This is a genomic window from Streptomyces sp. NPDC002795 (genome assembly GCF_042888725.1).
Lineage (GTDB): Bacteria > Actinomycetota > Actinomycetes > Streptomycetales > Streptomycetaceae > Streptomyces.
In genome coordinates this window covers 454,365-474,461 of sequence record NZ_JBIAQB010000004.1, presented here as the reverse complement: position 1 = coordinate 474,461, position 20,097 = coordinate 454,365, and the positions used below count along the sequence as shown (strand labels likewise).

General features: G+C 71.1%; 18 protein-coding genes and 2 pseudogenes. 3 read left to right on the top strand and 17 right to left on the bottom strand.

The genetic code is table 11. The annotated features are described in order from the left end of the window. Positions 1-2: 2 nt before the first annotated feature. The 8 genes from pcaC to ACFYWS_RS15225 form a co-directional block, all read right to left on the bottom strand. Positions 3-1,301: a 4-carboxymuconolactone decarboxylase gene (pcaC, locus tag ACFYWS_RS15260; RefSeq protein ID WP_389275251.1), complete on the bottom strand. Its 1,299-nt coding sequence runs from the start codon at positions 1,299-1,301 to the stop codon at positions 3-5. A 133-nt stretch (positions 1,302-1,434) separates the two neighbouring features. Beyond that, complete coding sequence (locus ACFYWS_RS15255) at positions 1,435-2,016, bottom strand: sugar kinase (RefSeq protein ID WP_389275248.1); 582 nt, start codon at positions 2,014-2,016, stop codon at positions 1,435-1,437. 39 nt (positions 2,017-2,055) lie between these two features. After that, complete coding sequence (locus tag ACFYWS_RS15250) at positions 2,056-3,219, bottom strand: ROK family glucokinase (protein WP_389275245.1); 1,164 nt, start codon at positions 3,217-3,219, stop codon at positions 2,056-2,058. A 253-nt stretch (positions 3,220-3,472) separates the two neighbouring features. Then, a complete protein-coding gene (locus ACFYWS_RS15245; protein WP_389275242.1) occupies positions 3,473-4,333 on the bottom strand; it encodes an ATP-binding cassette domain-containing protein in 861 nt (286 codons plus the stop codon). Further along, positions 4,330-5,379, bottom strand: a complete 1,050-nt coding sequence (locus ACFYWS_RS15240) for an ABC transporter permease (protein ID WP_389275239.1) — start codon at positions 5,377-5,379, stop codon at positions 4,330-4,332. Before ACFYWS_RS15240 ends, ACFYWS_RS15245 begins: the two co-directional genes overlap by 4 nt. Continuing rightward, the gene (locus ACFYWS_RS15235) at positions 5,376-6,380 is read right to left on the bottom strand and encodes a sugar ABC transporter substrate-binding protein (protein ID WP_389275236.1); all 1,005 of its coding nucleotides are present in this window, start codon (positions 6,378-6,380) and stop codon (positions 5,376-5,378) included. Before ACFYWS_RS15235 ends, ACFYWS_RS15240 begins: the two co-directional genes overlap by 4 nt. A 137-nt stretch (positions 6,381-6,517) precedes the next feature. Next, on the bottom strand, positions 6,518-7,528 hold the full coding sequence (locus tag ACFYWS_RS15230; RefSeq protein ID WP_389275233.1) for a sugar ABC transporter substrate-binding protein: 1,011 nt from the start codon (positions 7,526-7,528) through the stop codon (positions 6,518-6,520). Positions 7,529-7,633: 105 nt separating this feature from the next. Further along, positions 7,634-8,398 (bottom strand): GntR family transcriptional regulator, encoded by a 765-nt coding sequence (locus ACFYWS_RS15225; RefSeq protein ID WP_389275230.1) that lies wholly within the window; start codon positions 8,396-8,398, stop codon positions 7,634-7,636. A 195-nt stretch (positions 8,399-8,593) separates the two neighbouring features. Between ACFYWS_RS15225 and ACFYWS_RS15220 the strand changes: the two genes are divergently transcribed. Beyond that, the gene (locus ACFYWS_RS15220) at positions 8,594-9,598 is read left to right on the top strand and encodes a Gfo/Idh/MocA family oxidoreductase (RefSeq protein ID WP_389275228.1); all 1,005 of its coding nucleotides are present in this window, start codon (positions 8,594-8,596) and stop codon (positions 9,596-9,598) included. Positions 9,599-9,615: 17 nt separating this feature from the next. On the opposite strand, the gene ACFYWS_RS15215 is transcribed toward ACFYWS_RS15220, so the two are convergent. The 7 genes and pseudogenes from ACFYWS_RS15215 to ACFYWS_RS15185 form a co-directional block, all read right to left on the bottom strand. Continuing rightward, positions 9,616-10,881: an alpha/beta fold hydrolase gene (locus ACFYWS_RS15215; protein WP_389275225.1), complete on the bottom strand. Its 1,266-nt coding sequence runs from the start codon at positions 10,879-10,881 to the stop codon at positions 9,616-9,618. 79 nt (positions 10,882-10,960) lie between these two features. Beyond that, positions 10,961-12,028 carry a hypothetical protein gene (locus ACFYWS_RS15210; protein WP_389275222.1) on the bottom strand — a complete coding sequence of 356 codons (1,068 nt, stop codon included), beginning with the start codon at positions 12,026-12,028 and terminating at the stop codon, positions 10,961-10,963. Positions 12,029-12,091: 63 nt separating this feature from the next. Continuing rightward, a pseudogene (locus tag ACFYWS_RS15205) lies at positions 12,092-12,727 on the bottom strand (OPT/YSL family transporter); the annotation flags it as partial. A gap of 67 nt (positions 12,728-12,794) precedes the next feature. Then, positions 12,795-13,985, bottom strand: coding sequence for a cytochrome P450 (locus ACFYWS_RS15200; protein ID WP_389275219.1), 1,191 nt, complete (start codon positions 13,983-13,985; stop codon positions 12,795-12,797). A 73-nt stretch (positions 13,986-14,058) separates the two neighbouring features. Continuing rightward, a pseudogene (locus ACFYWS_RS15195) lies at positions 14,059-14,596 on the bottom strand (ROK family protein). Between the two features lie 63 nt (positions 14,597-14,659). After that, on the bottom strand, positions 14,660-15,328 hold the full coding sequence (locus ACFYWS_RS15190; protein ID WP_389275216.1) for a response regulator: 669 nt from the start codon (positions 15,326-15,328) through the stop codon (positions 14,660-14,662). A gap of 73 nt (positions 15,329-15,401) precedes the next feature. Continuing rightward, positions 15,402-16,673, bottom strand: coding sequence for a histidine kinase (locus tag ACFYWS_RS15185; protein WP_389275213.1), 1,272 nt, complete (start codon positions 16,671-16,673; stop codon positions 15,402-15,404). Positions 16,674-16,852: 179 nt separating this feature from the next. On the opposite strand from ACFYWS_RS15185, the gene ACFYWS_RS15180 reads away from it, so the two are divergent. Beyond that, positions 16,853-17,074, top strand: a complete 222-nt coding sequence (locus tag ACFYWS_RS15180) for a hypothetical protein (RefSeq protein WP_389275211.1) — start codon at positions 16,853-16,855, stop codon at positions 17,072-17,074. 15 nt (positions 17,075-17,089) lie between these two features. On the opposite strand, the gene ACFYWS_RS15175 is transcribed toward ACFYWS_RS15180, so the two are convergent. Together ACFYWS_RS15175 and allB are read right to left on the bottom strand one after the other, a co-directional pair. Then, the gene (locus tag ACFYWS_RS15175; RefSeq protein WP_389275208.1) at positions 17,090-17,518 is read right to left on the bottom strand and encodes a ribonuclease domain-containing protein; all 429 of its coding nucleotides are present in this window, start codon (positions 17,516-17,518) and stop codon (positions 17,090-17,092) included. A gap of 195 nt (positions 17,519-17,713) precedes the next feature. After that, positions 17,714-19,066 (bottom strand): allantoinase AllB, encoded by a 1,353-nt coding sequence (gene allB / locus ACFYWS_RS15170; RefSeq protein WP_389275205.1) that lies wholly within the window; start codon positions 19,064-19,066, stop codon positions 17,714-17,716. 227 nt (positions 19,067-19,293) lie between these two features. Between allB and ACFYWS_RS15165 the strand changes: the two genes are divergently transcribed. Then, positions 19,294-20,094 carry an IclR family transcriptional regulator gene (locus ACFYWS_RS15165; protein ID WP_389275202.1) on the top strand — a complete coding sequence of 267 codons (801 nt, stop codon included), beginning with the start codon at positions 19,294-19,296 and terminating at the stop codon, positions 20,092-20,094. The last annotated feature ends 3 nt before the right edge of the window (positions 20,095-20,097 follow it).

The window sequence follows — 20,097 nt, the reverse complement described above, 5'->3', positions numbered from 1 at the left end:
GCTCACTCCTGGGGCGTGGTCTCCTCGCGGATCACCTGCTGGGCCACCTTGAACGCCGCGTTCGCGGCCGGTACGCCGCAGTAGACGGCGGTCTGGAGCAGGATTTCCTTGATCTCCGCGGCCGTGAGGCCGTTGCGCAGGGCCGCGCGCGTGTGGAACACCAGCTCGTCGAGGTGGCCGCCCGCGACCAGGGTCGCCAGGGTCACCGAGGAGCGCGTACGGCGGTCGAGCCCCGGGCGGGACCAGATCTCGCCCCACGCGTAGCGGGTGAGGAACTCCTGGAAGTCGCCGGAGAAGTCGTCGGCCGTGGACAGGGCCCGGTCCACGTGGGCGTCGCCGAGGACCTCGCGGCGCGTCTTGAGGCCCGCGTCGTGCGGGTCGGGCCGGGTCGCGGCCTCCGGCTGCTGCGCGGCCGCGATCTCCGCGCGCGGCGGGGCGGACGGGGGCGGCGGCGCGATGACCGGCTTGACCGGGGCGGCCTGGATGGCGGTCTGCACGGTCTTCTCGTGCGCGGCGGGCCAGGCCGAGGTGAAGTGCCGTACGAGGAGGTCGGTGACGGCGGCCGGCTGTTCGACCGGGGCCAGGTGGGAGGCGCCGGGCACCACGGCGAGCCGGGCGTCCGGTATGCCGGCGACCAGGGTGCGGGCCTCTGCGGGGCCTGTCACCTGGTCCTCCGAGCCGACGAGGACGAGCGTCGGCACACCGATGTCGCCCAGCTCCTCGCGGACGTCGAAGGCCGCGAGCGCCTCGCACGACGCGATGTAGCAGCCCGGGTCCGTCGTGCGGACCATCTGCACCGCCCAGTCCGTGATCGCGGGCTGCGCCGTGGCGAAGCCGTGCGTGAACCAGCGCTCGGGGGCCGTACGGGCTATGGGGTCCAGGCCGTTGCTGCGCACGATGACGCCGCGCTGGCGGAACTCGTCCGCGGTGCCGAACCGCGGCGAGGCCGCGATCAGGGCGAGCGACGCGACGCGCTCCGGATGGCGCAGCGCGAGCTCCGCGCCGACCGCGCCGCCCAGCGAGCAGCCCGCGTAGCCGAAGCGCTGGATACCCAGCTCGTCGAGCGTGGCGAGCAGCCGGTCCGCGAGCGCCTCGACGGAGCCCGCCGGGTGCGCGGGGGAACCGCCGTGTCCGGGCAGGTCGAAGCGGAACACCCGCCAGTGCTGGGCCAGCTCGGGCACCTGGCGGTCCCACATGTGCCACGTCGTGCCGAGCGACGGGCCGAGGATGAGCACCGGGGCGGAGTCGTCGTCACGGCCGTCGAATCGGTACTGCAGGCGCGGGGTCTTCGTGTCACTCACACCCGCCACGCTAGCCAGTGCGCCTGAGCGATCTGGTGGCGGGTCCCCAGAATGGACGTGAGGTGTTCACTCCGGGTTCCCGGTGTGGACCAGGAGTGGGGGCGGCGTGAAGAGCGGGTGCCCCGGGCGCCGGTCACGGGTGCGTCATCGACACCACGTAGACCATGGGGTGGTCCGGGTTGGAGCGGTTCACCACGATGGTCTGGGTCGGCGACGGGTCCTCCTGGCTGTGGGTGAGGCCGTACCAGGGGCCAGGGCCCGTGAAGTCCCAGCCCGCGATCTTCCGGTCGCGTTCGCTGATCGCGATGTCGTCGGTCGCCAGGTCACCGACCGTGTAGCCGGCGTCGACGTTCTCCAGGAAGTCGTCGAGGCCCTTGTTGCTGGTGAGGAACTGCGCGTACAGGCGGCTCACCTTGTAGTTGTTCGTCTCGTAGTAGGCGACGTTGCGCGAGTGCGCCGGGACCGGGATCTGGTACAGGCGGCGCTGCACCTTGGACGGCCAGCCGACCGTGAGGCCGGTCACCGAGTACTTCGCCTCCTTGTCCTTGCCGCTGTCCCGGCTCTGGCCCGCGGAGATCACCAGGTAGCCGGCGGGGATGCCGATGAGCAGCACGATGGTCAGGAGCGTGAGGACGCGGCGTCGGATCACATGGCCGCGGTCCTCGGCCGGTCGCGGCGCTTCGTCCGCGGTCGGGGGCTGGCGGGGCACGGTCATGGATTGATTCCCTGTCACTGTCTTGGGCCCTGGCACCGGTTACGCCTGGTCCGTGCCGTCGGCGGACGGGCCGGTCGTGCTGCGGGTGCGGGCGTAGCGCTCGTACCGCTCGTGGCGCTCCACGCGGCGGCGCTTGGCGCGGCGGAAGCGGCGGGCGACGAGGCGGGCCAGGTCCGCGGCGCCGACCATGCCGGCCTCGGGGCCGAGCTGGGCGCGGGCGATGCGGGCCTCGGGGCGGTAGCCGCGGCCGGTGAGCTGGCGCTTGAAGGCGTCGCGGGCGGGCGCGATCAGCAGGTCGTCGGCGGCCGACACACCGCCGCCGATGACGAAGCACGAGGGGTCGAGGGCCGCGGCGAGGTTCGCGATGCCGATGCCCAGCCACTGGCCGATGTCCTGCAGCAGCTCGACGCACATGGCGTCGCCCTCGCGGGCCAGCTGCGTGATGAGCGGCCCGGTGATGTCGGGGATGTGCCCCTGGACCCGCTCGATGATGTTGTACGCGACCGGGGAGTCGGCGGCGGCGAGTTCGCGGGCCTCGCGGACCAGGGCGTTGCCCGAGCTGTACTGCTCCCAGCAGCCGCGGTTTCCGCACGGGCAGCGGTGCCCTCCGGGGACGACCTGCATATGGCCGAACTCGCCCGCGACACCGAACTTCCCGCGCTTGACCTGCCCGTCCTCCAGGATCGCGCCGCCGATCCCCGTCCCGAGCGTGATCATCACCAGATGGTCCTCGCCGCGGCCCGCGCCGAAGCGCCACTCCGCCCAGGCGGCGGTGTTGGCGTCGTTGTCGACGAGTACGGGGACCGCGAGGCGGCCCGCGAGCCGGTCGCGGAGGGGTTCGTTGCGCCACGACAGGTGGGGGGCGAACAGGACGCGGTTGCGGTCCGCGTCCACCCAGCCGGCCGCGCCGATGCCGACGGCGTGCACGTCGTGCCGGTCGGAGAGGTCGAGCACCAGCTCCGTGATCGTGTCCTCGACGACCTTGGGGCTCTTGGACTTGTCCGGGGTCTCCGTGCGGAGCGTCTCCAGGATGATGCCGTCCGCGTCGACCACGCCGGCCATCACCTTCGTGCCGCCGATGTCGATGCCGACGGTGGGTACGCGCGGGGCCATCGTGTGCGAGCGGCGCTCGCGGGTGCCGACCGTCCGCAGGACGGTGGCCCGTGCGCTGCCACGGTGTGCGAGGTCGCGGTAGGTGCTCATTGCGGCGATTCTGCCTCACGCATCGGCTCCGCCGCATACCGGGTTTTACGCCGCGTCGGGGTGGGCCGACACCCCGGCGCGGCCGGCAACCGGGGGTCGCGGAGCGGCGTCTTGCGGCCGCACGGCGCAGGCTCGCGCAGTTCCCCGCGCCCCTGAAGGGGCGCGGGGAACTGCGCAAAGGTGACCAACGGCGCAACGCGCAGCCGCCCGGGAAACCCGGAAACGCGCACACGCAGGCGCGTCGCCGAGGCCCCTACTTCTCGGCCCCGTCAGCCGTATGCCCGCCCAAATGCGTAGGCACCGGCGCCCGCTCCAACTCATGGCGGAGGTCGTCCAGCTCGCTGCCGCCCGCCATCTGACGGGTCAGCTCGTCGAGCGTGATGTCGTCGCGCACGTGGCTGCCGAACATCGCGCCGCGCTTGAGCAGCACGAACCGGTCCCCCACCAGGTACGCGTGGTGCGGGTTGTGCGTGATGAGCACCACGCCGAGGCCCGCGTCACGCGCCGCCGCCACGTACTTGAGCACCACTCCGGACTGCTTCACGCCGAGCGCCGCTGTCGGCTCGTCGAGGACGAGGACCTTCGCGCCGAAGTAGACGGCGCGGGCGATGGCCACGCACTGGCGCTCGCCGCCGGACAGCGTGCCGATCGGCTGGTCGACGTCGCGCAGGTCGATGCCCATGCGGGCCAGTTCCTCGTGCGTCGTGCGCCGCATCAGCTCGACGTCCAGGCGCTTGAAGGGGCCCGACCCCTTCGTGGGCTCCGAGCCGAGGAAGAAGTTGCGCCACACCGGCATGAGCGGGACCACGGCGAGGTCCTGGTAGACCGTGGCGATGCCCCGGTTGAGGGCGTCGCGCGGGTTGCTGAGGCGCGTTTCCTCGCCCTCGATCGCGAACCGGCCGCCGTCGTGCTGGTGCAGCCCCGCGATGATCTTGATGAGGGTCGACTTGCCGGCACCGTTGTCGCCGAGGACGCAGGAGATCTCGCCCGCGTGGACGACGAGCGAGACGTCGTCGAGGGCGCGGATGTTGCCGTAGAACTTGCTGACGCCGTCCAGCTCGACGAGCGGTGCGGGCGCCGTGTCCTTGGTCGTCTTCTGCTCGCCAGTCGTCATTTGCTCGCCTCCGCGCGCTTGCGGACCCACGCGTTGAGCAGGGTCGCGAGGAGCAGCATCGCCCCGAGGAAGAACTTGAACCAGTCCGAGTTCCACTCGGCGAACACGATGCCCTTGCTGGTCATGCCGAAGATCAGCGCGCCGATCGCCGCGCCGACCGCCGAGCCGTAGCCGCCGGTGATCAGACAGCCGCCGATGACGGCCGCGACGATGTAGATCAGCTCGTTGCCGACGCCCTCGCCGGACTGCACGACGTCGTAGGAGAAGAGCAGGTGCTGGCCGGAGATCCAGGCGCCGAACGCGACGCCCATGTAGAGGCCGATCTTCGTCTTGTTGACCGGGACGCCGACCGCGCGGGCCGAGTCGAGGTCACCGCCGACCGCGAAGATCCAGTTGCCGATGCGGGTACGGAGCAGGATCCAGGTGGCGACCAGGACGAGGGCGAGCCACCAGACGATCGTGATCTTGAAGTCGACGCCGCCGATGCTGAACGTGGAGGCGAAGACGGACTTGGCCGAGTCGAAGCCCTCCATGTCGGCGATCGACTTCGTGGAGACGGTCCCGCTGATCAGCTTGGTGAAGCCCAGGTTCATGCCCGTCAGCATCAGGAACGTGCCGAGCGTGATGATGAAACTGGGGAGTTTGGTGCGGGTCAGCATGACGCCGTTGAAGACGCCGATGGCGAGTGTCACCAGGAGCGAGACGCCGACGCCCACCCAGGTGTTCGCCGTCATCTGGTAGCTGAACATCGACGAGATCAGTGCCGAGGACGTCACCATGACGCCCGCCGACAGGTCGAACTCGCCGCCGATCATCAGCAGCGCCACCGGCACGGCCATGATGCCGAGGGTCGAGGACGCGTACAGGACCGTCGCGAGGCTGGTCGCCCGCAGGAAGCTGTCCGCGAAGATCATGAAGAAGATGAAGACGGCGACGGCGCCGATGACCGAGCCCAGTTCGGGGCGGCCCAGGAGCTTCTTCCAGGGCGAGGCCCTGACGAGCCGTTCGTCGACCTTATCGGTGCTCTGAGGAGCCGTCGTACTCATCGCGTCCCCCGCTTCGCGTACTCCTGAAGCTTGTCGGCCTGGTCCTTGGTGACGACCTCGGGACCGGTCAGGACCGGCTTGCCGCCGCCGAGCACATTGGCGTTGTACCGGTAGAGCCACAGCAGGTCCACGGCCTGGTAGCCCTGGAGGTAGGGCTGCTGGTCGACGGCGAAGCCGAGGTCGCCGTCCTTGAGGCCCTGCGCGACCTTGTCGTTGAGGTCGAACGTGTCGACCTCGGCCTTGCTGCCCGCGTCCTCCTTCGCCTTCACGGCGGTGGCGGCGAACGGGGCGCCCAGCGTGACGACCGAGTCGATGGACGTGTCGGACTGCAGCTTGGCCTCGATGGACGACTGCACGTCGGGCATGTTGGTGCCCTCGACGTACAGGTTCGTCATCTTCCCGTCGAAGGCCTTCTCCGCGCCCTCGCAGCGCTGCTCGTGGCCGACGTTGCCCTGCTCGTGCAGGACACACAGCGCCTTCTTCTTGCCGCGCTTGTTGAGCTCCTCGCCGACGGCCTCGCCCGCGATGGTCTCGTCCTGGCCGATGTGCGTGATCGCGCCGTACTTCTTGTAGATCTCGGAGCCCGAGTTCACGGTGATGACGGGGATGCCGGCCTTCTCGGCGCGGGCCAGGGCGGACTTCATCGCGTCCGGCTTGGCGAGCGTGACGATGATTCCGTCGACCTTCTTGTCGACGGCCGCGTCGACGAGCTGCGCCTGCTGGTTCGCCTCCTCGTTGTGCGAGTAGAGGAAGTTGATGTTGTCCTTGGTGGCCGCCTGCTTCGCACCGTTCTGGACGATGTCCCAGAAGGTGTCGCCATCGCCCGAATGGGTGATCATCGCGAAGGTCCAGCGGGGCGTGTCCACCGCGGCCCTGCCCTGCGCGGCCTGGGACTTCCTGGCGTCCTCCGCCCGCTTGCCGCCGGTGCTGCTGCACCCTGCGAGCGAGAGGCCGAGAGCCCCCGCAACCGCGATGCTCACCCAGGTCCGAAACCGTGCCACGAGGCCGTGCCCTTCTTGGTCTGCTGCGTCATCGACCGGGATCGGCGGGCCGACCCCGGCGGACCGTACACCGGTCCATAAGGACCCCATTCCGGTCCCAAACGCACAAGTATGGGTCACGGGGATCATGCATCCATTCACCGGGTACCGCGCGCGGTGTACTTCTCCAGGCGCGGCACGTCCTTCTCGGTGACGATCGCCGGGCCTGTGAGGACCGGCTTGCCGCCGCCGAGCACGTTCGCGTTCGTCTTGTGGAGCCACAGTTCGTCCACCGCCAGATAGCCCTGCAAGTAGGGCTGCTGGTCGACGGCGAAGGTGACCTCCTTCGCCTTCAGCCTGCGGACGACCTCGGCGTTCAGGTCGAACGTGGAGATCTCCGCCTCGCTGCCCGCGCCGTCCTTGGCCTTCACGGCGAGCGCCGCGATGGGGGCGCCGAGCGCGACGACCGCGTCGATGTCCTTGTCCGCCTGGAGCTTCGCCTCGATGGACGACTGGGCGGAGGGTGCGTTCGTGCCCTCTACGTTGAGGTTCTCGACGCTGCCCTTGAAGGCCTTGCGGACGCCGTCGCAGCGCTGCTCCAGGGAGACGTTGCCCTGCTCGTGGATGACGCACAGGGTCTTCTTCTTCCCCTGCTTCGTCAGCTCGCTGCCGACCGCCTCACCGGCCACGCCCTCCTCCTGGCCGATGTGGCTGAGCGCGCCGAACTTCTGCGAGAAGTCGGAGCCGGAGTTGATCGAGACGACCGGGATGCCCGCGGCCTTCGCCTTCGCGAGCACCGGCTCCATGGCCTGCGGCTTGGCGAGCGTGACGACGATCCCGTCGACCTTCTTGTCGATCGCGGCCTGCACCAGCTCGGCCTGCCCCTTGGCCTCCTTGTCGTTGGAGTAGAGGAACTGGACGTTGTCCTTGTCGGCGGCCTGCTGGGCGCCCTTGCGGACGATGTCCCAGAAGGTGTCACCCTCGCCCGAGTGCGAGACCAGCGCGATCTTCATGCGGGGTGTGTCGACGGCCTTGCCGCCGCCTCCACCGCCGCCGTCCTTGTCCTCGGAGTCCTTGCCGCCCGAGCCACTGCAACCGGCGGCGAGCGCGATCGTGGCGATGACAGCTAGGCAGCCTGCGGCCGTACGGCCTGTGCGGATCGTGCGCATGGTGGAGCCACCTCTCCTCCGGCCGCCCGGTGCGGCTGGAGGTGTTTGTAGCGGGGTCCCACGGCAGCGTCAATGACTTTGTCAGAACATTCGGACGCCCAACGGTCAGGAGCGTACGAGGAGTTGGAACTCGAAGGAGTAGCGCGAGGCCCGGTACGTGTGCGAGCCGAACTCGACCGGGCGGCCCGTGTCGTCGTACGTCGTGCGCTCCATGGTCAGCAGCGGCGCGCCCTCCTTCTCGCCGAGCCGCTCGGCCTCCACGGCGGTGGCGGCGCGGGCGCCGACGGACTGGCGGGCGCTGTGCAGGGTGATGCCGGCGGCCCGCATCAGGCGGTACAGGCCGGTCGCCACGAGCCGCTCGTCGTCGAGCGCGAGCAGTCCTGTGGGCAGGTGGTTGCAGAGGTACGCGACCGGTTCGCCGTGCGCGAGCCGCAGCCGCTCGACGCGGTGCACCTCCTCGCCCTCGCCCACGCCGAGCGCCGCGGCCACCTCGGCGGGGGCGGGCACGAGGGTGTTGGCGATGACCCGGGTCTCGGGGCGCTGGCCCGCCGCCTCCAGGTCGTCGTACAGGCTGGACAGTTCGAGGGGGCGCTTGACCTGGCTGTGCACGACCTGGGTGCCGACGCCGCGGCGGCGCACGAGCAGCCCCTTGTCGACGAGGGACTGGATGGCCTGACGGACGGTGGGCCGGGACAGGCCGAGGCGGCCCGCCAGCTCGATCTCGTTGCCGAGCAGGCTGCCGGGGGTCAGGGCGCCGCGCTCGATCGCCGCCTCCAGCTGCTGGGACAGCTGGAAGTACAGCGGTACCGGGCTGCTGCGATCGACACTGAGGCCGAGGTCGACGGTCGGGTCAGCTAGGGGTTTGGCCACGGGGCGAGGGTAGCGGGGGTGAGATGTTGACGGGAAGTCCGAAGGTCAGGTTGTCCGGACAAAGAAGCCGCAGCGACAAGCCCCTGCGGCGATCGAGCAGCGGGGCCCTGGGCGGAGCCCCGCGACGTGACACGCACGGGCTTTGTCAGGACAAACAATTGACACCCACCCCGTACCCCGGCACCGTGGGACACCATGCGCATCGGACTCATCGGAACGGGCCGCATCGGCACTTTTCACGCGGGCGTACTGGAGCGGTACCGGGAGGTCGGCTCGCTGGTCGTCACCGACGCGGAGCCCGCGCGGGCGGTCGCGCTCGCCGACCGGATCGGGGCGACGGCCGCGCCGAGCGTCGACGAGATCTTCACGTGGGGCGTGGACGCGCTCGTGATCACCGCGGCGACCGCGGCGCACGCCGAGCTGATCGGGCGGGCGGCGCGGGCCGGGCTCCCCGTCTTCTGCGAGAAGCCGATCGCGCTCGACCTGCCGGGCACGCTGGCCGCGCTCGCGGAGGTCGAGGCGGCGGGCACGGTGCTCCAACTCGGCTTCCAGCGCCGCTTCGACGCCGGGTACACGACGGCGCGGGCCGCCGTACAGGAGGGGAGACTCGGCCGGGTGCACACGGTGCGCGCGATGACCTCCGACCCGGCGCCGCCACCGGCCGCGTACCTCCCGCTCTCCGGCGGGCTCTACCGGGACTGCCTGATCCACGACTTCGACATGCTGCGCTGGGTGACCGGGCGCGAGGTCGTCGAGGTGTACGCGACCGGGTCCGACGCCGGGCCCGCGATGTTCCGGGAGGCGGGGGACGTGGACACGGCGGCGGCGCTCCTGACCCTCGACGACGGGACCCTGGCCACCGCCACCTCGACACGGTGCAACGGCGCCGGCTACGACGTGCGCATGGAGCTCTCCGGTGACCGGGACACGGTCGTCGTCGGCCTCGACGACCGCACCCCTGTCACCTCCACGGAACCGGAGGGCCCACGGGCGGCGCCGAAGCCGTGGCCCGGCTTCCTGGAACGCTTCGCCCCCGCGTACGAGGCCGAACTGAAGGCCTTCGTCGACGTCGTCCGCGGCGAACGCGCCAACCCCTGCGACGGCCGCGAGGCCCTGCGGGCGCTGCGGGTCGCCGAGGCGTGCGAGCTGTCGCGGGCCGAGCGGCGGGTGGTGCGGATGGAGGAGATCGCGGGGGCCTGATCCCTCCCTCGGTCGGTCTATGACGTCATCGCGAGGAGGCGGTCCAGGACCGCCGGGTCCGCCTTGACGCCGTCGTGCAGATGCTGCTCGGAGACCCAGGGGCGCAGGCCGCGCACCAACGAGGCGGTCCGGAGGGACTGTTCACGGTCGACGAACATGTCGTCGTGGTAGATCGCGGCGGCCACCGGCACCTCGTTGGCCGCGAGCCGGTCGAGGTCGTAGAGCGCGGGCCAGTCCGCGCGGCGGGCGAGGGCCTCGGCCGTGGCCTTGAGCGGGACGAGGGCCGGGTCCTCGTCGAACATCCACGGGTACATCATCTCGCCGGTGAAGTGCAGCGGACCCGCGCCCTCCGCGTCGAACTCCGGGAACTCCGCCCGGATGCGGTGGGCCGACCAGTCGGTGGCCCGGCCGCCCTGCGCGTAGACCGGTTCGTGCAGGACCGCGTAGAGGGGCCGTGGTGCGAGCGAGACGACCGCGTCGACTCCGCGCAGGAACGGGTCCGACAGGGCGGGACCGTCCGGACCCGCCACGAACGCGCACTCCAGAAGGTAGTGCAGCGAGTCGAAGGAGGAGGACGTGCCGAAGGTGATGCCCAGGGTCTGGAAGCGGGGCACCGAAAACCGCTCCCCCGACGGCATGCGTACGTCGTGCTTCGCCAGGTGGTCCGCCACCCGCCGGGCGAGGGCGCGGTCCTGCGGATAGCGCGCGAAATAGCGGGAGTTGGTGTCGACCGTGCGGCGGTAGGCCGCCCGGTAGACGTCGTCGGCGTGGCCGGTCAGTGTGGGGAGGCCGCCCGTGATCAGGGCCCGGTCGAGGCCTTCGGGGGCGAGGCTCAGGTAGGTCAGGGTGCTGAAGCCGCCGAAGCTCTGGCCGAGCACCGTCCAGGGGCGGTCGCCCTGGAGTTGGCGGCGGAGCAGTTCCGCGTCGCGCACGATGGAGTCGGCGCGGAAGTGGGTGAGGTACTCGGCCGGGTCCGGGTGCCCGGCGAGCGTGGTGCGGTCGGCGGGGGTGGAGCGGCCGGTGCCGCGCTGGTCGAGGAGGACCACGCGGTACTCCTCCAGAGCGCGGCGCAGCCAGGCGCCGGACGCGTTGGGGCGCTCGGCCCGGCCGCCGGGGCCACCCTGGAGCCAGAGCAGACGCGGCAGTTCGCGCCCCTCCATGCCCTCCGCGACGACCTCGCGGGCGAAGACGGAGAGGCGGACGCCGTCCGGCCCGGTGTGGTCGAGAGGGACGTCGAGGGTGTGGTCGGTGCAGACGAGGCCGCTGTGGCGGTAGGTGGTCATGGTGGGAATCGACTCCTGGGGCTCCGGTGAGGGCGATGACGGTTCCGCGGGGCGGTCGGCGACCGCCCCGCGGAACTGATCAGTACCCAGCCACACCCAACTCGCGGCAGATCTCCACCAGTTCGGGGTGCACGTACACGCCGTCGCGCTCGATGCACTCGCCGTCGAGGTAGATCGACGGGCCGAGGATCGAGCCGTCGGTGTGGGCCGCGGAGATCCACGGCTCGCCGCCGATCCACGCCCCCTTCGTGCCGATCCCCAGCTCCACGCAGCCGAAGACCCGCTCGTCCTCGACGATGCGGCCCGTCGGCGCGGGCACGCCCGGGTTGAAGCCGAGCGACCAGTGGGCGACACGGAACATGTTCGGGTCGTCCCAGGACTCCATCCAGCGGCGGAAGATCTCCGCGTCCTGGCCCTCGCCGTCGATCTTCGTGACGACGCCCTTCTCGACGACGCAGCGCACCGGGTTGCGCAGCAGGCCCAGCTGGTCCGGCGGCCACAGCGCGCCGTCGAAGACGAGGACGCCGTCCTGGGTCTCCTCCAGCGGGTTCCAGGAGATCTGGCCGGAGAGCATGACGGTCTCGCCGGGCTTCTCCGCGGGCTTGCCGCGCAGATTGATCGGACGGTCGCCGTTGCGGCCCGTGATGTCGGTGCCGTTGGCGGAGGTGATGCGTACCTCGTCGGCCTGCTCCAGGAGGCGGACCAGGGCCTTGCCGAGCTTGATGACGCCGTCGAAGTCGGGGCGGCCGACCGTCGCGACGAGCATGTGCACGTCCATGGCGGTGAGGTTGGTGTAGCGGCAGCCATGGGCCATGGCGCGGCGGAAGGCGTCGGAGTGCATGACGTAGGAGACGGCGAACTCGATCCATACGTCGGCGTCCGCGATGGCGCCGGCGACGGGGCGCGGCGGCTCCATGGAGGCGCTGGGCATCGTCTCGGACCAGACGACGACGGGGTGCGCGCCCGCGGCGGCGACGGCCTGCGCGGTCGCTTCGACGACGCGGCGGTCGCTGCTGGTGTCACCGGTCAGCACGACGTGCTCGCCGGGCTTCACGAGCATCACCTGCTCTACCAACTTGCGGGCGGCGAGGGCGAGTTCGAAGCTCAGGTACTCGGCGCGGGGTTCGAGCCGGCTGAACATCTCCATGGTGGATCCTTCTCCTTGCGGTGGTGCGGGTGAGAGAGGTGGCTTTTCTGCGGAGGCCTGCGGTCAGCTCGCCTTGATGATCTGGGCGGAGTCGCCCAGGGAACTGCCCGCGATGAGCCCTGCACCGATCAGGTTCAGTTCCTCGTCGGCGCGCGGTCCGCGGCACTTGCGGTAGCCGACGCGGACCGCGAGGGCGGCGAGGACCAGCCAGCAGGCGTGCGGGGTGAGGATCAGCAGTCCGGTCGCGAGCATCACGCCCATCTGCCGCTTGGTGCCGCCGATGAGCTGGATGAGGGCGCCGGGGATCGCCCAGATCAGCAGGGTGCGCAGCACGCCGGGCTCGCCGAGGCCGTTCTTCAGGGTGTCCGCGTAGACCTTGGCGACGGGCGGGATCAGGCCCTGCTTGAAGTACGACTGCCAGAGCACGGCCACGACGACGAGAGCGGCGGCGAAGCCGATGAGCGCGGCACGGAACTGCTCACGGCGGCCCTCGCGCTCGAACGGGTCCCAGGGCTCGTGGTCGCGGCGCAGCAGCCAGCCGGCCTTGAGGTCGTAGCCCATGTCCGCGAAGGCGGGCCCGGTGGCGGACACGTAGCCGACGAGGAGGGCGAGCGGGATGGACGGGATGCCGATGAGCAGCCCGAAGACCAGGAAGATCAGGGTGACGGCGAAGGAGGGGAACCAGCCGGACTGCATCGCGGGATCAAGCGCGTTCAAGCCCCGCCGGCGTTTGAGGCGCGGGGTCCGGGGCGGAGCCCCGAGGCGTTCACCAGCGGACCGCCAGCCTCCGCGTCCCCCGGATGAGCATCCCGGGCATCCACCCGTCCGGATCCTCGGCGAGGGTCAGATCCGGGCAGCGCTCCAGGAGGCTACGGATCGCGATACGACCTTCCAGGCGAGCCAGCGGAGCGCCCAGGCAGAAGTGGATGCCGTGGCCGAAGGCGACATGGCCGCGGGCGTCGCGGCGGATGTCGAAGCGGTCGGGCTCCGGGAAGCGGTGCGGGTCGTGGCTCGCCGTGGCGATGCCGATGAGCACCGGCGCGCCTGCCGGGATCACCGTGCCGTCGATGTCCACCGGTTCCGCCGCGAAGCGGTGCGTGGCCGTCTCGACCGGGCCGTCGTAGCGCAGCATCTCCTCCACCGCGCCGTCCAGGAGGCTCATGTCGGCGCGCAGGGCGGCGAGTTGGTCCGGGTGCTGGAGCAGGGCACGGACGCCGTTGCCGATGAGGTTGACGGTGGTCTCGTGGCCGGCGACGAGCAGGAGGAAGGCCATGCCGCGCAGTTCGCTGGGCGAGAGGCGGTCGCCGTCCTCCGCCGTGGTCCGGATCAGCGCGCTCAGCAGGTCGTCGGCGGGGGCCGCGCCGCGCTTGGCCGCTATCAACTCGTCCAGGAACCCGACCAGTTCGACGTGCGACGCGTACGACTCCTCCTCACTGGTCGGCGCCACCACCTGCGTCGACATGCGGCGGAACCGCTCGCGGTCGATGTCGGGGACGCCGAGCAGTTCGCAGATCACCGCGAAGGGCAGCGGGAAGGCGAGGGAGCCGATCAGGTCGGCGTCGCCACGCGGCACCATGTCGTCGAGCAGCTCGTCCGTGAGCTTCTGGATGCGCGGGGCGAGTGCCGCGACGCGGCGCGGGGTGAACTCCCTTGTGACCAGGGAGCGCAGGCGGCCGTGCTCCGGCGGGTCCGCGAAGAGGAGGTGCAGGCCCATCATGTCGCCCTCGTGGCCCCACGGTGGGGTCTTGACCAGGCGGGGGTCGGTGAACGCGGCGCGGGCGGCCTCGTGGCCGACGATCAGGTAGAGGTCCTCGGTGGGGCCGGGGCCCGGTGTGCGGACGTGGTGGACCGGGCCCTGGGTGCGGAGGTGTTCGTAGACCGGGTAGGGGTCGGCGTGGAACTGGGGTGCGCCCCCGGCGAGTTCTCCCAGGTCGACGATCTCACCGTTCTCGGTCATGCCGTGCCTCCCGTCACCCGGTACTGGCTTCCATCGTGTTCAACTCTCGCCACTTCCCGTGGGTTCCCGGGGCTCAATCGCCGCAGGGGCTTGGCTTTGCCCCGCCCGTCTCCAGGAATCTCGCGAGCGGCAGCGTCGCCGCGCCCATCGTGACCGCGTCCGGGCCCAAGTGGCCCAGTTCCACCGTGGTTTGGGCGAAGGGGTGGCGCAGGGCGTACGAAGCGACCGCGCGGCGTACCGGGGCGAGCAGGCGCGGGCCGAGCAGGAGGCCCGCCCAGCCGCCGACGACGATCCGTTCCGGGTTGAACAGGTTGACCAGGTTCGCGATGCCCGCGCCCAGGTACTCGGCCGTCTCGTCCAACAGGTCCGCCGTGGCGGGGTCTTCGAGGAGTGCGCGGGCGGCCGCCGTCGGAGTCGACCGAGCCGGCTTCCTCCAGGAGACCGTCGGCGACGAGTTCCGCCATCACGTTGCTGATGGAGCCCGAGCTGAGCGCCGTCAGCGGCCCCAACTCCTGCCTGCTGAGCGGCCCGTCGAAGTACAGCTTGCTCAGGACGACGGCGCGGTTGCCGCGCCGCAGATCGCGCACCGTCCGTCGGCGTGGTGCCGCCATCCCCGCTCCTTCGACCGCTCGCATCGTCGAACGGTTGAACCTACCCCGAGGCGTTGACACTCCTCAGGCGTCGTCGAGCAGACCGGCGTCGTGGGCGAGCAGTGCGATCTGTACGCGGTTGTTGAGGCCGAGCCGGGCCATGATGCGGGAGACGTGGGTCTTGACCGTGGGGACGCTCATGTAGAGCGTCGCGGCGATCTCCGCGTTCGACCTGCCGCGACCCACCTGCACGGCCACCTCCCGCTCGCGCTCGGCGAGTTCGGCCATGCGCGTACGCGCGCGTGCCCGCCGGTCCAGGGCGGGGTCGTCGCCCGAGACCTTGGTGATGAGCTGCCGGGTCACGGTCGGCGAGAGGACCGGGGCGCCGGCCGCCACCCGGCGTACCGAGTCGACGATCTCGCCCGGCGGGGTGTCCTTGAGGACGAACCCCGCGGCTCCCGCGCGCAGCGCCCGCAGTACCTGCTCGTCCGCGTGGAACGTGGTCAGGACGATCACCTCGGGAGCGCCCTCGCGGGCCCGCAGCGCCTCCGTGGCGGACAGGCCGTCCAGGGTCGGCATGCGCAGGTCCATGAGGACGACGTCCGGGTGCAGTCGGGCCACCTGCGCGTCCACCTCGCTGCCGTCGGCGGCCTCGCCGACGATCTCGATGTCCTCGGCGGCGCCGAACATGAAGGTGAGCCCGGCGCGCACGAGGGGGTCGTCGTCGACGATGAGCAGGCGGATCGCGGTCATGGGGCCACCGTAGCGAGGCGCGATCACCGCTGTGTCCGCACCGGCCGCTTCCCTGCGATCCTCACTGCGGCCCTCACTGCGGCCACGGAAGCCACGCCCGCACCGCGAAACCGCCGTCCGGTTCGGCCCCGTGGGCGAGCCTGCCGCCCGCGAGCGTGGCGCGTTCGGTGAGGCCGATCAGGCCCTGCCCGGAGCCGGGGACGTGCGGCACCTCGCCGGGCGGCGGCGGGTTGCGCACGGTGACCGTGAGGCCGTCCCCCGCGCCGCCCTCGACCGTGACCGCGACCTCGGCGCCAGGGGCGTGCTTACGGGCGTTGGTCAGGCCTTCCTGGGCGATGCGGTAGGCGGTGCGGCCGGTGGAGGCGGGCACGGACCCTGCGTCGGGGACCCGGTTGTCGAGGTCGACCTTCATGCCGGCATCGCGGGACTCGGCGACCAAGGTGCCGAGCGCGGCGAGGGTGGGCTGCGGCCGCCCGGACTCCTCTCCGTGGTCCGCCGCGCGCAGCACGCCGATGATCTCGCGCAGGTCCTGTAGCGCCTCGTGGGCGCTCTCCCGGATGACGCCCGCGGCGCGGGCGATCTCGTCCTGGGGTGCGTCGGGGCGGAACTCCAGTGCGCCCGCGTGCACGCTGAGCAGCGTGAGGCGGTGGGCGAGCACGTCGTGCATCTCGCGCGCGATGTCCTCGCGGGCGAGCCGCTGCGCCCGCTCGGCGCGGAGCACGGCCTCGGTCTCGGCGCGGCGCGCCCGGTCTCGCAGGGACATCAGGAGCTGGCGCCGGGAGCGGACGAACATGCCCCAGCCGACGACCGTGATGGTGATGATGACGGTGAACGAGACCGACAGCAGGTACGAGGACTCGGGGTCGGGCCGCAGCCAGAAGAACAGCGGGATGAGCGCGATGGAGATGCCCGCCACCCAGCCGACGTAGCGGAACGGGCGGTGCACGGCGAGCGTGAACACCGCGATCATCGACGCGCCGCCCGCGGTGTTGGACAGGAAGCCGACCGGGCTCATCGCCAGGGCGAGGCCCAGCGGCCAGCGCCTGCGCAGCCAGATCCCGGCGCAGGCGGCGGCGCCGAGCACCTGGTCGACCAGGGCGAGGAAGGACGGCGTGTTCGGGTCGTCCCAGACCTGCTCGGCGAAGACCAGGCCGAGGAAGGCGGCGATCCCGAAGCAGCTGAAGTCGACGATCCAGTCACGGGCGGTGCGCCGCCTGCGGCCCGGCCGTCCCTCGGGGTCCAGGTCGAGCTCGTCGGCGACGGCCGAGGGCGTCAGCCGTCGGCGCCATCGCTCGGCGGGCGTGTCCGACGCCTGCGGGATCCCGGTCTGCCGCGCTGCTTCCATGGTCGACAAATCTACGCACCGTGGGCGCCCCGCACCGACCCGAGCGCCGCTTCCGCGACCAAAGTCGTACCCCCGTCGACTTTGGTCGCGGACGGCCCCCGCGCTCCGCTACCGGAGTCGTACGGGGCTCGCCCCGCGGCCGATGTGGGTGGGGGGTCCGCGAGGCGAGAGTCCTGTGCATGAACAAGAATCAGTGGTTGCGGGTCATCGAGGTCGTCGGCGGAATCGCGCTGCTCCAGGGGGCGATCGGCATCCTGAACGAGTTCACCGGCCTGCCCGGCGGTTGGGGGCTGATCGGGCACATCGGCTTCCTCGACGGCCACGAGGTGTACGGCAGCATCGCGCTGATCGTGTGCGCGTTCGCCGTGTTCGCGGCCGTCGAGGCTCAGCGCAAGAGCTGAGGCTGGGTGGGTGGGTCAGCAGGTGTGGTCGACCAGGTCGAAGGACGCGTAGTGGTCCGCCGTGTAGTAGTCCTCCTTGTCGGAGTCTCCGGTGACGATGCGGCGGGCGCCGCGGTCGTCAGAGCCCGGCGTGATCACCGTGTACTCGTGGTAGTAGCCGGACGACTGGCCGGGGAGGATGCCCTCCCGGTTCTGGAAGACCGTGCCGTCCTGCTCGTACGGGTACGGTCCGCCCTGCTCGATGAGGTCCAGGGTGTCGTGCGCCTCGGCGGGCAGCGCGGAGGCGCAGATGTCGCCGACGTCGGCGGCCGAGACGGTGTGGGGGGCGACGGCGGCCGGGGCCTGCGCGGCCGGGGCGGCGATCGCGGTGGAGCCGCCCACGCCGCCCAGGAGGAGAGCGGCTGCGACGGCGACGGCACTGAAGAAGCGTGGGGGAGTCTTCATGCCCCACAGTGTGACGCGCGTAGAGGTGGGCATGTCAACACCAACTCGCGGATGTTTTCCGTTGGTTCACTCGTGTCACATGCCGGGGGCCCGCGGACGAGCCGGTGTCGGCGGTCGCGTAACTCCGTGAAGGGGAATGCGGGGCACACCGGTGCTGTCAGGCCGGTGTGCCCCGCAAGCCGAGCAGAGTACGGGCTACTTGTCGCGTTCGAGCAGCCGGCCCTGCGGGGCGGTGAACTCGCCGTCGGAGACGATGCGTTCGCCGCGCAGCCAGGTCGACTTCACGACACCGTGCAGCGTCTTGCCCGCGTACGCGGTGACGCGGTTGCGGTGCTGGAGGGCGGCCGGGTCGACGTTGAAGGTGTCCTCGGGGGCGAGGACGGCGAAGTCGGCGTCGTGGCCGGCCGCGATGGCGCCCTTGCGGCCGTCGAGGCCCACGAGCTTCGACGTACGCTCGGACATCCAACGGACCACGTCCTCAAGGGAGTAGCCCCGGTCGCGGGCCGCCGTCCAGATGGCGGAGAGGCTCAGCTGGAGGCCGGAGATGCCGCCCCAGGCGGTCGCGAAGTCGTCGGTCTTCAGGTCGGCCGTGGACGGCGAGTGGTCGGTGACGACGCAGTCGATGGTGCCGTCGGCGAGCGCCTGCCACAGCAGGTCCTGGTTGGCGGCCTCGCGGATCGGCGGGCAGCACTTGAACTCACTGGCCCCGTCCGGGACTTCCTCCGCGGTGAGCGTGAGGTAGTGCGGGCAGGTCTCGACGGTCAGCTCGACGCCCTCGGCCTTCGCGGCGGCGATCAGCGGCAGCGCGTCGGAGGACGACAGGTGCAGGATGTGGATACGGGCGCCGATCCGCTTCGCGGTGTCGATCAGGCCCTTGATGGCGACGTCCTCGGAGACGCGCGGGCGGGTCGCCAGGTAGTCGTCGTACTTGGGGCCGCTGTTGTGGGGCGCCACGTCCAGCTCGTGCGGGTCCTCGGCATGCACGATGAGCAGGCCGCCGAAGCCGGCGATCTCCGCCATGGAGGCGGTGAGCTGGTCGGCGTTCAGGTGCGGGAACTCGTCGACACCGGAGGGCGAAAGGAAGCACTTGAAGCCGAAGACCCCGGCGTCGTGCAGCGGGCGCAGGTCCTTGACGTTGTCGGGCAGCGCGCCGCCCCAGAAGCCGACGTCGATGTGCGCCTTGGAGGCGGCCACGTCCTTCTTCGTACGAAGGTTGTCGACGGTCGTGGTCGGCGGCAGGGAGTTGAGCGGCATGTCGACGAGGGTCGTGATGCCGCCGGCCGCCGCGGCGCGGGTGGCGGTCCAGAAGCCCTCCCACTCGGTGCGCCCCGGGTCGTTGACGTGGACGTGCGTGTCGACGATGCCGGGCAGCAGGGCGTCGTCGCCGAAGTCCTCAAGGCGGGCCCCGGCCGGGACCCGCGCGTCGTGCGCGAGCACCGCGACGATCTTCCCCTCGGCGACGGCGACCGAGGCGGGGCGCGTACCTTCGGGGGTGATGACGCGCGTCGAGCGCAGCACGAGTTCGATCTGGACTTCGGCGTCCGACACCTGGGCCTCCTCAAGCTTCAACGTTCTGTTGAAGGACTTTCACTCAGACTTCGGGAACCGTCAAGACCCGCACGGCAGACCCGCAGACCCTGGACGTTTCCACAAAGTGGAATTAGAATTCCGGCACGCAGAACGTAGCTACCGACGAACTTATAGGTCAAGGGATCACTGCGCGGGACCCCGCCGGTAGGCTTCAGTTCTGCCTGTCACCCCGAAAGGAACGCGCTGTGCCGACGCCCGACGCCAGCACCACTGAGACCGCCAAGTCCGCACCCACCGGCGGTGTCCAGTCCCTTGAGCGCGCCTTCGATCTGCTCGAGCGGATGGCCGACGCGGGCGGTGAGGTCGGCCTGAGCGAGCTCTCCGCCAGCAGCGGGCTCCCGCTGCCGACGATCCACCGCCTGATGCGCACGCTCGTCGCCTGCGGCTACGTACGCCAGCAGCCCAACCGGCGCTACGCGCTCGGCCCGCGGCTCATCCGGCTCGGCGAGTCCGCCTCCCGGCTGCTCGGCACGTGGGCGCGCCCGTACCTCGCGCGCCTCGTCGAGGTGACCGGCGAGACCGCGAACATGGCGCTCCTCGACGGCGACGAGGTCGTGTACGTCGCCCAGGTGCCGTCCAAGCACTCCATGCGGATGTTCACCGAGGTCGGGCGGCGGGTGCTGCCGCACTCCACCGGCGTGGGCAAGGCACTCCTCGCGTACACGCCCGCCGACGAGGTGCGGGCGCTGCTCGGGCGGACCGGGATGCCGGCCGCGACCGAGAAGACGCTCACCACGCCCGAGGGTTTCCTCGACGCGCTCGAGGACGTCCGGCAGGCCGGGTACGCCGTCGATGACAACGAGCAGGAGATCGGGGTGCGGTGCCTCGCGGTGTCCGTACCGGATTCGCCCACCGCTGCGGCGATCTCGATTTCCGGGCCTGCGGGGCGGGTGACCGAGGCGGCGACGGACAAGATTGTGCCGGTGCTGCAGCAGGTGGCGCGTGAGTTGTCGGTGGCGCTGGCCAGTTCTGGGCACAGTGCGTAAGGA

Excerpts from the sequence above, each read along its gene's own strand:
- ACFYWS_RS15255 (WP_389275248.1), bottom strand. The coding sequence starts at position 2,016 with ATGACCGTGCCCCGCCAGCCCCCGACCGCGGACGAAGCGCCGCGACCG.
- ACFYWS_RS15250 (WP_389275245.1), bottom strand. The coding sequence starts at position 3,219 with ATGAGCACCTACCGCGACCTCGCACACCGTGGCAGCGCACGGGCCACC.
- ACFYWS_RS15245 (WP_389275242.1), bottom strand. The coding sequence starts at position 4,333 with ATGACGACTGGCGAGCAGAAGACGACCAAGGACACGGCGCCCGCACCG.
- ACFYWS_RS15240 (WP_389275239.1), bottom strand. The coding sequence starts at position 5,379 with ATGAGTACGACGGCTCCTCAGAGCACCGATAAGGTCGACGAACGGCTC.
- ACFYWS_RS15230 (WP_389275233.1), bottom strand. The coding sequence starts at position 7,528 with ATGCGCACGATCCGCACAGGCCGTACGGCCGCAGGCTGCCTAGCTGTC.
- ACFYWS_RS15220 (WP_389275228.1), top strand. The coding sequence starts at position 8,594 with ATGCGCATCGGACTCATCGGAACGGGCCGCATCGGCACTTTTCACGCG.
- ACFYWS_RS15215 (WP_389275225.1), bottom strand. The coding sequence starts at position 10,881 with ATGACCACCTACCGCCACAGCGGCCTCGTCTGCACCGACCACACCCTC.
- ACFYWS_RS15210 (WP_389275222.1), bottom strand. The coding sequence starts at position 12,028 with ATGGAGATGTTCAGCCGGCTCGAACCCCGCGCCGAGTACCTGAGCTTC.
- ACFYWS_RS15200 (WP_389275219.1), bottom strand. The coding sequence starts at position 13,985 with ATGACCGAGAACGGTGAGATCGTCGACCTGGGAGAACTCGCCGGGGGC.
- ACFYWS_RS15190 (WP_389275216.1), bottom strand. The coding sequence starts at position 15,328 with ATGACCGCGATCCGCCTGCTCATCGTCGACGACGACCCCCTCGTGCGC.
- ACFYWS_RS15185 (WP_389275213.1), bottom strand. The coding sequence starts at position 16,673 with ATGGAAGCAGCGCGGCAGACCGGGATCCCGCAGGCGTCGGACACGCCC.
- ACFYWS_RS15180 (WP_389275211.1), top strand. The coding sequence starts at position 16,853 with ATGAACAAGAATCAGTGGTTGCGGGTCATCGAGGTCGTCGGCGGAATC.
- ACFYWS_RS15175 (WP_389275208.1), bottom strand. The coding sequence starts at position 17,518 with ATGAAGACTCCCCCACGCTTCTTCAGTGCCGTCGCCGTCGCAGCCGCT.